Annotated in this window: 12 protein-coding genes; 3 read left to right on the plus strand and 9 right to left on the minus strand. The window is 62.2% G+C overall.

Annotated features, from left to right (window positions below; genetic code table 11):
- Position 1: 1 nt before the first annotated feature.
- The 4 genes from LPW30_RS08930 to alaC all read right to left on the minus strand — a co-directional run bounded on the left by LPW30_RS08930 (position 2) and on the right by alaC (position 4886).
- Positions 2 to 505 (minus strand): chemotaxis protein CheW, encoded by a 504-nt coding sequence (locus LPW30_RS08930; protein WP_025281386.1) that lies wholly within the window; start codon positions 503 to 505, stop codon positions 2 to 4.
- Entirely contained in the window at positions 502 to 2907 is a 2406-nt protein-coding gene (locus LPW30_RS08935; RefSeq protein ID WP_239680662.1) for a chemotaxis protein CheW, read from the minus strand. Before LPW30_RS08935 ends, LPW30_RS08930 begins: the two co-directional genes overlap by 4 nt.
- Positions 2908 to 2941: 34 nt before the next feature.
- Positions 2942 to 3307 (minus strand): response regulator, encoded by a 366-nt coding sequence (locus LPW30_RS08940; RefSeq protein WP_025281385.1) that lies wholly within the window; start codon positions 3305 to 3307, stop codon positions 2942 to 2944.
- Positions 3308 to 3686: 379 nt separating this feature from the next.
- Positions 3687 to 4886 carry an alanine transaminase gene (gene alaC / locus LPW30_RS08945; protein ID WP_025281384.1) on the minus strand — a complete coding sequence of 400 codons (1200 nt, stop codon included), beginning with the start codon at positions 4884 to 4886 and terminating at the stop codon, positions 3687 to 3689.
- Between the two features lie 137 nt (positions 4887 to 5023).
- Here alaC and LPW30_RS08950 point away from each other — a divergent pair, with 137 nt between their 5' ends.
- A complete protein-coding gene (locus LPW30_RS08950; RefSeq protein ID WP_025281383.1) occupies positions 5024 to 5398 on the plus strand; it encodes an Mth938-like domain-containing protein in 375 nt (124 codons plus the stop codon).
- Between the two features lie 5 nt (positions 5399 to 5403).
- Here LPW30_RS08950 and rpoS read toward each other — a convergent pair whose 3' ends face one another.
- Genes rpoS through surE form a run of 5 tightly spaced genes read right to left on the minus strand, consistent with a single transcriptional unit; the run spans position 5404 to position 9398 of the window.
- A complete protein-coding gene (rpoS, locus tag LPW30_RS08955; RefSeq protein WP_025281382.1) occupies positions 5404 to 6474 on the minus strand; it encodes an RNA polymerase sigma factor RpoS in 1071 nt (356 codons plus the stop codon).
- Positions 6475 to 6507: 33 nt separating this feature from the next.
- Positions 6508 to 7383, minus strand: coding sequence for a peptidoglycan DD-metalloendopeptidase family protein (locus tag LPW30_RS08960; protein WP_239680663.1), 876 nt, complete (start codon positions 7381 to 7383; stop codon positions 6508 to 6510).
- A gap of 16 nt (positions 7384 to 7399) precedes the next feature.
- Positions 7400 to 7984, minus strand: a complete 585-nt coding sequence (locus LPW30_RS08965; RefSeq protein ID WP_025281380.1) for a YqaA family protein — start codon at positions 7982 to 7984, stop codon at positions 7400 to 7402.
- Positions 7981 to 8619 (minus strand): protein-L-isoaspartate(D-aspartate) O-methyltransferase, encoded by a 639-nt coding sequence (locus LPW30_RS08970; RefSeq protein WP_029762376.1) that lies wholly within the window; start codon positions 8617 to 8619, stop codon positions 7981 to 7983. The genes LPW30_RS08965 and LPW30_RS08970 overlap by 4 nt, the downstream gene beginning before the upstream one ends.
- 23 nt (positions 8620 to 8642) lie before the next feature.
- On the minus strand, positions 8643 to 9398 hold the full coding sequence (surE, locus tag LPW30_RS08975) for a 5'/3'-nucleotidase SurE (protein WP_025281378.1): 756 nt from the start codon (positions 9396 to 9398) through the stop codon (positions 8643 to 8645).
- A 76-nt stretch (positions 9399 to 9474) separates the two neighbouring features.
- Between surE and LPW30_RS08980 the strand changes: the two genes are divergently transcribed.
- Both LPW30_RS08980 and LPW30_RS08985 read left to right on the plus strand, forming a co-directional pair.
- Entirely contained in the window at positions 9475 to 10020 is a 546-nt protein-coding gene (locus tag LPW30_RS08980) for a Smr/MutS family protein (RefSeq protein WP_238624661.1), read from the plus strand.
- A 118-nt stretch (positions 10021 to 10138) separates the two neighbouring features.
- Entirely contained in the window at positions 10139 to 10714 is a 576-nt protein-coding gene (locus LPW30_RS08985) for a Tll0287-like domain-containing protein (RefSeq protein WP_025281376.1), read from the plus strand.
- The last annotated feature ends 25 nt before the right edge of the window (positions 10715 to 10739 follow it).

Below are 10739 nucleotides of genomic sequence, written 5' to 3' on the forward strand. Positions count from 1 at the left end.
CTCAGGAGGATTCGTTCTGAATCCGGTCAACCAGCCCCATATCGCCGCTGGTCATGAGTTTTTCGATATCGACGACGATCACCATGCGTTCATCGAGCGTGGCCAGTCCGTCGATGTAGGCGGTGTCCAGCACCGCACCAAACTCCGGCGCGGGTCGGATCTGCTCTCCCTTGAGGGCGACCACGTCCGAGACACCATCCACCACCATGCCGATGACCCGCCCGGAGATGTTGAGGATGATCACCACCGTGAACTGGTTGTATTCCACCTGCCCCAGATGGAACTTCAGGCGCATGTCGATGATGGGCACGATGACCCCGCGCATATTGATCACACCCTTGATGTAATCCGGCGAGTTGGCGATCTTGGTCACCGCGTCGTAGCCACGGATCTCCTGGACATTGAGGATATCGATGCCATATTCCTCATCCCCCAGCGTGAATGTGAGGTATTCCCGGCTATCATCGCTGGTGATGACGGCCCGCTCCTTCAAATCTTCACTCATGCCAGATTCCCCTGTTCCGAAGTGCCTGTACGTTTGGGCTGCATTTCCTGGTTCAGTTGCACCAGTTCATCCACATCCAGGATCAGGGCCACGCGCCCGTCGCCCAGGATGGTGGCCCCGGAAACGCCACGTACCTTGCGATAATTGGTTTCCAGACTCTTGATCACCACCTGCTGCTGAGCCATCAGTTCGTCCACCACCAGGGCCATGCGACCCTCATTGGTATCGACGATCACCACGATGGAGTCCTCCAGGCTCTGGCCGACCTGTCCTAACTCGAAGATGTCCTGTAACACCACCAGAGGCAGGTACTCCCCACTGGTGTTGAGCACGCGCCCCTTGCCGGAAACCGTCTTGAACTGCTCCCGTTTGGGCTGGATGGACTCGCGAATGGCGGTCAGGGGCAGGATGAAGGTCTCGTCCCCAAGGCGCACGGCCATCCCGTCCAGGATGGCCAGGGTCAGGGGGAGCCGGATGGTGATGCGTGTGCCCTGCCCGGGCGCGGAGTCGATCTCGATACGACCATTCATCTGTTCGATATTGCGGCGAACCACATCCATGCCCACGCCACGACCGGAGATGTCGGTCACCTTGTCTGCGGTGGAGAAGCCAGCCGCGAAGATCAACTGGAACACCTCCTTGTCGGATGGGTTGTCCGACATGGGAACGCCCCGCTCGGTGGCCTTGGCCAGGAGTTTTTCCCGATTCAGCCCGGCGCCATCATCATTCACCTCGATGACGATATTGCCCCCCTGATGACTGGCTCGCAGGACGATCTCACCCGTTTCGGACTTACCCGCCGCCCGACGTTTTTCCGGGGATTCAATACCGTGGTCAATGCTGTTGCGCACCAGATGGTTCAGTGGGTCCGCCAGTCGCTCGATGAGCCCCTTGTCCAGTTCCGTGTCCTCACCCACCAGGCGCAGGGTCACCTTTTTCTGCAGGTTTGCGGCGGTATCGCGCACCACCCGGGGGAATCGGTTGAACACGAAGCTGATGGGCATCATGCGGATGGACATGACGGATTGCTGCAGGTCCCGGGAGTTGCGTTCCAGGTTGGACAGGCCGCTGAAGATCTTCTCGTGAGCGACCGGGTCCAGATGGGTGGCGGATTCCGCGAGCATGGCGTGGGTGATCACCAGTTCGCCCACCAGATTGATGAGCTGATCCACCTTCTCGACACTGACGCGGATGGAGGAATCGCCGCCAGGACCCCGCTTGGGAGGCTGGGATTTGGCCGCGTTTTCCTTGTTCGGCGGTGCGCCACCCGAGTCACCGCCCTTTGTTGGGGCCTCCGTCGAACCCGAAGGGCTGTCATCGCCAGACTTGGTCGATGAGGGATAGCCGGGCGAGGGATCGAACAGGCCGTACCCCTGGGCGTTCTCCTCCCGGTCGTGGGCGGCCTGAGAGGCCACCTGCTCCATGCCCGGGCTATTGCCAAAGAGGCCATAGCCGTCTGACTCGGTATCCTGAGAGGCCTCGGCGCCTGGGGCGTTCTCGAAGAACCCATAGCCGCTGTCGGGGGACTGGCCATTGTTTTCCGGCGGGATCGAAACCGGTGCGGCAGGAGAATCCGCGAAGAAACCGTATCCCGGATCCTCCGCGTCCTGGGGCGTGCCGGGGGCCTCATCGAAAAATCCAAAGGCCTCATCTTCATGGTCAGCGGCTTCATGGTCAGCGGCGGGCGAGGCGCTCTTTTCCGCATCGTCCATGGGCGCGATCTGCACGCCGTCCAGATCGCAGATGAAGTCAAAGATCTCCTGAATATTGTTCAGGCAGACCCCGGGGCCGGAGAGGTACCAGACGATCGGCCGCCCGGTGGCCTCCGAATATCGTTGCAGGGTGCCCAGTTCCCCCAGGCTTTCGGCCAGGGCATCCAGATGGACATCCGGCTTGAATTCGGACGCCAGAGGGTCGAAGCTGATCTTCCAGGTGGGCTCAGCCGTTTGCGTTTGGTCGGAGTGTGCCGGGGCGGCGGTTGGGCTGGCAGATGGAGCGGTGCCGGCAGGTTGCTCGCCGTGGGTGAGTCGCTCCAGCCAGGTACACACCCGGTCAATGCGCTCATCCTGGTATTCCTCACCCTCCCGATGAGCCTGCAACTGTGCCTTGAGCACATCGCCAGCCTCCAAAAAGGCATCCACCATCTCGGTGACGGGCTGAAGCTCCTGTTTGCGAAGGCGGTCGAGCAGGGTCTCCAGTACATGGGTGACCCGGGCCATGTCCGTGAAGCCAAAGGTGCCGGCGCCCCCCTTGATGGAATGGGCAGCGCGGAAGATGGCATTGAGCATCTCCAGGTCCGGCTGATCGACATCCAGTTCCAGCAGCAGGCTCTCCATATCTGCCAGATGTTCATCGGCTTCGTCGAAGAACACCTGGTAGAACTGCGTCATGTCGATGGTCATTCCTGCCCTCCTACGGATGTCAGGTCGGCAATGGTCAGCCGATCACCTTACGGACCACCTCAAGAAGCTTCTGGGGGTCGAACGGTTTCACCAGCCAACCCGTGGCCCCGGCGGCGCGCCCCTGTGTCTTCATGGCTTCACCGGACTCTGTGGTGAGCATCAGGATGGGCACACTCTTGTACTGCGGCATGGCGCGCAGTTGCTTGATCAGGCCAAGACCGTCGAGGCGGGGCATGTTCTGATCGGTGAAGATCAGGTTGAAATTGCCGGACCGGGCCTTGTCCAGTCCGTCCTGCCCATCCACCGCCTCGGTGACGGTGTAACCAGCCCCCTTGAGCGTGAAGGAGACCATCTGACGAATCGACGCGGAATCGTCCACCGTAAGAATTGATTTGGCCATGTGGTAAGTACTCCCCTTCCCTTAAGACTTGACCTTGAGTGGGCGGGTTTCAGCGCAGCTTGCCCTACCCCTCGAAAATTGAGGAAAATCATTTGTTCACGGCGCCCGTTCACCGGTTGTTGATGCTAACCCAGCCGTCGAATCTCGGGAACCGTTTTTGTGACGGAGTTCTCTCTCTTGGTGCGCCCTACATCACCGCAAAGATGACCATACGGCCACGCCCACGCTGCCCTCCCCTTCCTTTAGCGGCCAGGCGAGAAAAAAATGAAGGGAGGTGAACGCAACAGTTGGGGGACGTCGGAGAGCTGCCCGCGCCAGGGCGCCGACAGAAGCTGCAGGGGAAGCGGGCCCGGCGACTCATGCGCCGGGCCTACCGCAATCAGGCGGTCTCAGCCTTGCGTTGATCCTCGCGGAACATGGCCTTGATGCCACGCAGGGCCTGGCGGGTGCGATGCTCATTTTCGATCAGACCGAAGCGCACATGGGTATCACCGTGATTACCGAAGCCGATGCCCGGCGATACCGCCACCTTGGCATCACGCAGCAGTTTCTTGCAGAACTCCAGTGAACCCATTTCCCGATAAGGCTCGGGGATGGGTGCCCAGACGAACATGGTGGCCTTGGGTTTTTCCACTTCCCAGCCCAGCGCATTGAGCCCGTCGCAGAGCACGTCGCGGCGGTTGAGATAGAGTTGGCGGATTTCTTCCACGCAGTCCTGCGGCCCTTCGAGCGCTGCAATGGCCGCCACCTGAATGGGGGTGAAGGTGCCATAGTCCAGATAGGACTTGATGCGCCCCAGGGCTGCCACCAGGGTGGGGTTGCCGCACATGAAACCCACGCGCCATCCCGGCATGTTGTAGCTCTTGGAGAGGGTGTAGAACTCCACCGCCAGATCCTTGGCGCCGGGCACCTGCAGGATGGAGGGGGCCTTGTAGCCATCGAAGACGATCTCCGCATAGGCCAGATCATGCACGACCCAGATCTTGTGCTCCCGGGCAATGGCCACCACCTTCTCGAAGAATTCCAGATCCACACACTGGGTGGTGGGGTTGGCCGGGAAATTCAGGATCAGCATCTTCGGGCGCGGCCAGGATTCCTGGATGCCACGCTCCAGTTCCGCGAAGAAATCCACATCCGGTGTCAGGGGGACATGACGGATGTCGGCGCCGGCGATCACGCAGCCATAGGGGTGGATGGGATAAGCCGGGTTGGGCACCAGAACCGCGTCGCCCGGGCCCAGGGTGGCCAGGGCCAGATGCGCCAGGCCTTCCTTGGAGCCGATGGTGACAATGGATTCGGTCTCCGGATCCAGATCCACATCGTAGTTGTCCTTGTACCAGCGGCAGATGGCACGCCGCAGACGCGGAATGCCCTTGGACACGGAATAGCGATGCGTGTCGCCGCGGCGAGAGACTTCCACCAGCTTCTCGACGATATGGGGCGGCGTGGGCTGATCGGGATTCCCCATGCCGAAATCAATCACATCCTCGCCCCGGGCGCGGGCCTTGGCCTTCAGGTCGTTGACAATGCTGAAGACGTACGGCGGAAGACGCTTGATTCTGGGAAAGTCGTCGATCACGGGTATTTCCAAGGGCTGGAGGGTCGGGAAAAGGGAAACCAGAAACAATAAAGGGGCACCCCGGGACTGTCAATCAATGCGCCAGAGGCTGCCCGCTGCGGCTTGCCTGCGGCCTGGTCGGGTTGTACTTTTAAGTCATGAAGATGACGCGAGAATACGGCGAGGGCCAGAACATCATCACCGCCTATGGTGGGGGTGGCGTGCAGGTGAACCATCAGGCTCATCATGAGAGCCTGGTGGTGTTGCCGGACCAGCTCATACCCCAATGGCCGGTCTCCCGGGTGGATGATCTCAAGCCGGAGGTTTTCGAACCCGTGCTGGCACTGTCTCCCGAGATTGTGCTCCTGGGCACCGGACCCACCCTGCGCTGGCCTCCCCGCGAGGTGCTGTATGCCATCCGCGCCCGGGGTATCGGCCTGGAGGTGATGGACACGTCGGCGGCATGCCGAACCTACAACATCGTCATGGGCGAAGGGCGCAGAGTGGCGGCGGTGCTCCTGATCCCGGGCTGACTGACTCAGTTCTGTAGCAGGGTATCCTCCGAGAATCCGCGACTTTCCAGGATCTTGCGCAGTCTTTTCAGGGCATCCATCTGTATCTGCCGGACTCGCTCCCGGGTGACGCCCAGCTCGAAGCCCACCTGCTCCAGGGTGGACCGCTCGAAACCGTGCAGGCCGAAGCGGCGCACAATCACCTCCCGCTGTTTCTCGTCCAGTTCCATGAGCCAGTCATCCACGTACTGCACCACATCCTCGTCCTGGATCAGGTCGGAGGGCTCGGGAGTATGCTCGTCGGGAATCACATCCAGCAGGGGGCGGTCGCCATCCTTGCCGATGGGGAGATCCACCGAGGTCACCCGCTCGGAGAGCGCCAGCATCCGCTTGACGTCCTGTACCGGCTTGTCCAGGTGGCGGGCCACTTCCTCGGCAGTGGGCTCGTGGTCCAGCTCCTGGGCCAGCTTGCGGGCGGCACGCAGGTAGACGTTGAGCTCCTTGATCACGTGGATGGGCAGGCGAATGGTGCGGGTCTGGTTCATGATGGCCCGCTCGATGGTCTGGCGGATCCACCAGGTGGCGTAGGTGGAAAAGCGGAAGCCGCGCTCCGGGTCGAACTTCTCCACGGCGCGGATCAGGCCCAGGTTGCCTTCTTCAATCAGGTCCAGAAGCGCCAGCCCCCGATTCATGTAGCGTCGGGCAATCTTGACCACCAGGCGCAGATTGCACTCGATCATCTTGCGTCGACCGGTTTCGTCTCCCTTCTGGGCCAGGCGGGCGTAGTACACCTCCTCCTCCGGCGTTAAAAGCGGGGAGAACTCGATCTCGCTGAGGTATAGCCGGGTGGCGTCCAGGTCGGCCCTGGGCGGTTCGCCCGCGGCGTACACGACCTTCTCCTCCTCCTCTTCGTCGTTCTCCGCATCGTCCTGGGTATTTGATTCCACCACCTCATCCGACAGCATCGGGGTGGTGTCGCTTTCTTCAACGTCCTTCAGCGACGCTGTCGCCCGGTCCTCGGGTTCCGACAGCACTTCCTCCTCAACCTTTTCCTCACCATCCTCGTACACGGGGTTCTTATCTCGCCTTCTCGGCATGTGACCTCCTGTGCGGGGCGGTTGCCCCTCGTTTTATCGACTCGGCAAATAGCTTGATGGATCCACGGGCCTCCCGTCTTTTCTGATCTCGAAATGCAACATGGGGCGATCGGTTCCGGTGTCTCCAAGGAGCGCGATCTCCTGCCCCTGAGACACCTCAGCCCCTTCATTTACAAGGATTTTCTCATTGTGCGCATAGGCACTTAGATAGGTGTCATCGTGCTTGACGATGATAAGCTTTCCATATCCGACAAGTCCACTTCCGCTGTAGACGACCCGCCCCGGGGCGGCGGCCCGCACCGACTGGCCCGGCTGCCCCGAGATGGCGATCCCCCGCTTGCCGGTGCCGGACGCCGGGAACGAGCGTATCACCTCACCGTCGGTGGGCCAGCGCCAGTCGATGGCCCCGCTGGGGGCGGTACTGCGTTGCGTGGGGGGTGGGCTGGAGGCCGGGGGGGAAGGCCTGGCCTGAGGTCGATCCTCCGAGGATCTGGCGGGGGCCGACGTTTGGGCGCGTGATTCGGCCGGGCGGGATTGCTGTGCCGGCGGCCTCTCGGCCTGCCGCTCCACTGGGCGGGGCTGCTGCACTGGCGGCGGTTCGTTGCGGGTCTCGCGGGGTGTTCCACCCCGCTGCGCTGGCGGCGCCTGGGCCACGGTACGCTGACGGTCGCCGGGCGGCGGGTTCATGCGCAAACGCTGACCAGGATAGATGGTGTAGGGTTCGTCGATGTTGTTCCATCGGGCCAGGTCCTGCCATTCAAGACCATAGCGCCAGGCGATGGCATACAGGGTTTCGTGATGCCGCACCGTGTGCACGCCAGAGCGGAATCCCAATTCACCCGACCTCTGCGGCGTGCCGCAGGCAGCCAGCATCAGCAGGATGAACACCCAGGCTGCCACCGCTGCCATGCGCACAGTTTGTTTCTCACCCCTGTAACTGATAGATGATCACCGCCAGAACCAGCAGGATGACCGACGCCCATCCTATCCATTCGATGTACGGGCGCAGTCGCGGTTCCACCCGGGGGCCCAGCCAGCTGATGATCAGGGCCACGGCGAAAAAGCGCGCCCCCCGACCCAGGAACGAGGCCACCACGAAAGGCAGCAGCGCCATGGACAGCGCTCCGGCGGTGACGGTGAAGAGCTTGTAGGGAATGGGTGAGAAGCCGGCCACCAGGACCACCCAGACGCCCCACACGGAGAACCACTCCTGGGCGCGTATCAGTTCCTCGCCATAGCCCGCCCCCTCGATCACCGGCTGAAGCAGTTCAAAGGCCAGGTAACCCAGCAGGTACCCGAGCAAGCCGCCCAGGACGGAGAACACCGTGGTGATCAGGGCCAGGCGCATTGCCCGATCGGGACGCGCCGCCGCCATGGGGGCCAGCATCACGTCGGGGGGTACGGGGAAAAACGATGATTCAGCGAAAGAAAGACCCGCCAGGTAACGTGGGGCGTGGCGATGTCGCGACCACATCATCACCCGATCATACAGGGGACCAAAGAGCCTCATTGCACCTCTCCTGGCAACAGCGGCACAAAACTCACCGGGCCCAGATCCTCCCTGACATAGGCCTCCGGGGTGCGTGTGATGCGGACCAGGGTCTGTGCCCCGCTTTCCTCACCCACCGGGGCCAGTAACTGCCCGCCCATATCCAGTTGCAGCAGCAGGGCCTCGGGGATCACCCGGGGCGCCGCGGTGAGCAGAATGGCATCGTAGGGGGCGTTTTCCGGCCAGCCCTGATTGCCATCCACATGACGCAGGCTGATGTTCTGCAAGCGCATGAGGCTGAGCACCTCACGGGCCTGGCGCTGCAGCGGGCGGATCCGCTCCAGGCTGATCACTCGCCCCACCAGTTGTGCCAGTACGGCTGCCTGATACCCGGAGCCTGTGCCCACCTCCAGCACCATCTGCGGCGCGGCCTCTGCCAACAGGGCCTCGGTCATGCGGGCGACAATGTAGGGTTGGGAAATGGTCTGGCCAAACCCGATGGGCAGTGCGGTGTTCTCATAGGCGCGGTGCGCCAGCGCCTCGTCCACGAACAGATGGCGTGGCGTGGCGCGAATCACCTCCAGCACACGGGGATCACGGATGCCCAGCTCTCGAAGACGCCCGGCCAGACGATCCCGCGCACGCTGGGACGTCATGCCGATTCCGGTCAGATCATGATTCAAGCCTCGCCCTCCGTGAGCCAGCGGCTGACGATGTCCATGGCCTCGTAGCGGGTCAGGTCCACCTGAATCGGTGTGACCGACACGTAACCGGAGCGCACGGCATGGAAGTCGGTCCCCAGGCCGGCGTCCTGTTCCGGGCCTGAAGGACCCACCCAGTAGATGGGACGACCTCGAGGATCGGTGGAGCGGGTCACCGGCTCCGCCTTGTGACGATGCCCGAGACGGGTGGCCTGATAGCCCCGGATCTCTCTCCGGGGCAGGTCGGGAACGTTGACATTGAGGATGGTGTCGGAAGGGAGTGGAATGCTTCGTAATCGGTCCAGCAACTCCAGCACCACCTGGGCGGCGGAATCGTAGTGCTTGCATTGTTGCTGGCCTGCCAGGGAGACGGCAATCGCCGGTAACCCCAGAAACCGCCCTTCCATGGCGGCAGCCACCGTACCCGAATACAGGACATCGTCACCCAGGTTGGCGCCGGCATTGATGCCGGAGATGACCATGTCCGGCTCCTCGGACAGCAGGCCGGTCAGGGCCAGGTGCACGCAGTCCGTGGGCGTGCCGTCCACACGCACGTCACCGTTATCCAGTGTGGTGGCCCGCAAAGGTCGCGACAGCGTGAGTGAGTTACTGGCCCCGCTGCGGTCCCGATCCGGAGCCACCACGGTCACCTGGCCCCGGCCACGCAGGGTCTTGGCCAGCTGTTGCAGTCCTGGTGCATGGACACCATCGTCATTACTGAGCAGGATACGCATAGTGGGTCACTGTGAAGTCAGGTGGCTAATATACTGGAAACCCCGTGTTAGACGCATGTCCCAACGGAGATCTGTCATGCCCCCCAACGACCTGCCGGAGGACGACGACATGGCCCTGTTCAGGGCCGCGGTAGGGCAGGTACAGCCCGTGCGCAGCGACCGCCAGCCCTTGCAGCGCCGCCCTCCCCCGCCCCGTCCTCGCCAGGCTGAGGCTGATCGCCGTCGCGTGATCGAGGCCCTGGAGGAGGATCCCTTTGATGGCGTCGATGTGCAACCCGGCGACGAACTGGCCCATATGACCGAGGGACTGCAGCGGCAGGTGTTCCGGAAACTGCGCCGGGGGCATTATCGCATTGCCGATGAACTGGACCTTCATGGTCTATTCGCCCGCGAGGCCCATCAAGCCCTGGCCCTGTTCCTGGCTGAAGCCCGGGAGAGGCGCCTGCGTTGCGTGAGGATCATCCACGGCAAGGGGCTGCGGTCCAGCAATAGAGGGCCGGTACTCAAGAGTCGCGTGGCCCAATGGCTCAGGCAGCGTTCCGAAGTGCTGGCCTATTGCTCGGCCCCGCCAACCATGGGGGGCACGGGGGCCGTTCTTGTGTTGTTACGACTGAAGGACTGACCCTCATCCTAACTTTCGTCTATTTCATTATTCCAGTGTGGGTTTTGTTGAGTAATCTCATGCTAGTATGCCAAGTGATCATGCCGGGAAAACAGTGAAACCGCGGGGAGGGACTCACATGAGACAAATGATATTTCCCAGTTTGGCCCTGGCGGCCATGGCGCTGACCCACACTCCGCTGTGGGCTCAGGATGATACCGAGGCCCGCCTGGAGCAGGCCCGGGGGGCGGTCCAGCAGTTTGCCCAGTCCCTGCAGAACGAACTCAAGACTGCTGTGGAGGAAGGGGGGCCGGTGCATGCCATCGATGTTTGCAGTCAACGCGCCCCCGAGATCGCCCAGGAGATCTCTGACAGCACCGGCATACAGGCCGGTCGCACCAGTCTGCAACTGCGCAATCCCGACAATGCCCCGGACGATTGGGAGCGTGACGTGCTCAACGCCTTCGAGGAGCGCCTTGCGGCTGGTGAGGATCCCAAAACCATGGAGCATCACGAGGTTCGAGAGGATGATGGGGGCTGGCAGATTCGCTACATGCGTGCCATTCCTGCCGGCGAATTGTGCATGACCTGTCATGGCACCGAGGTGCGCTACGATGTGGAGCAGGCGTTGTTGCGCAAATACCCCGACGATCAGGCCACCGGTTATTCAGAAGGACAGATCCGCGGTGCCTTCACCCTCGTTCAACCCATGTAACCACATCATCGGCACCGACCCGGTC

Source organism: Ectothiorhodospira variabilis (assembly GCF_022227625.1).
Classification (GTDB): domain Bacteria; phylum Pseudomonadota; class Gammaproteobacteria; order Ectothiorhodospirales; family Ectothiorhodospiraceae; genus Ectothiorhodospira; species Ectothiorhodospira haloalkaliphila.

Coding starts and splice junctions, on each gene's coding strand:
- LPW30_RS08980 (WP_238624661.1), top strand. CDS start 9,475: ATGCCCCCCAACGACCTGCCGGAGGACGACGACATGGCCCTGTTCAGG.
- LPW30_RS08930 (WP_025281386.1), bottom strand. CDS start 505: ATGAGTGAAGATTTGAAGGAGCGGGCCGTCATCACCAGCGATGATAGC.
- LPW30_RS08985 (WP_025281376.1), top strand. CDS start 10,139: ATGAGACAAATGATATTTCCCAGTTTGGCCCTGGCGGCCATGGCGCTG.
- LPW30_RS08965 (WP_025281380.1), bottom strand. CDS start 7,984: ATGAGGCTCTTTGGTCCCCTGTATGATCGGGTGATGATGTGGTCGCGA.
- LPW30_RS08950 (WP_025281383.1), top strand. CDS start 5,024: ATGAAGATGACGCGAGAATACGGCGAGGGCCAGAACATCATCACCGCC.
- LPW30_RS08970 (WP_029762376.1), bottom strand. CDS start 8,619: ATGACGTCCCAGCGTGCGCGGGATCGTCTGGCCGGGCGTCTTCGAGAG.
- LPW30_RS08960 (WP_239680663.1), bottom strand. CDS start 7,383: ATGGCAGCGGTGGCAGCCTGGGTGTTCATCCTGCTGATGCTGGCTGCC.
- surE (WP_025281378.1), bottom strand. CDS start 9,398: ATGCGTATCCTGCTCAGTAATGACGATGGTGTCCATGCACCAGGACTG.
- LPW30_RS08940 (WP_025281385.1), bottom strand. CDS start 3,307: ATGGCCAAATCAATTCTTACGGTGGACGATTCCGCGTCGATTCGTCAG.
- rpoS (WP_025281382.1), bottom strand. CDS start 6,474: ATGCCGAGAAGGCGAGATAAGAACCCCGTGTACGAGGATGGTGAGGAA.
- LPW30_RS08935 (WP_239680662.1), bottom strand. CDS start 2,907: ATGACCATCGACATGACGCAGTTCTACCAGGTGTTCTTCGACGAAGCC.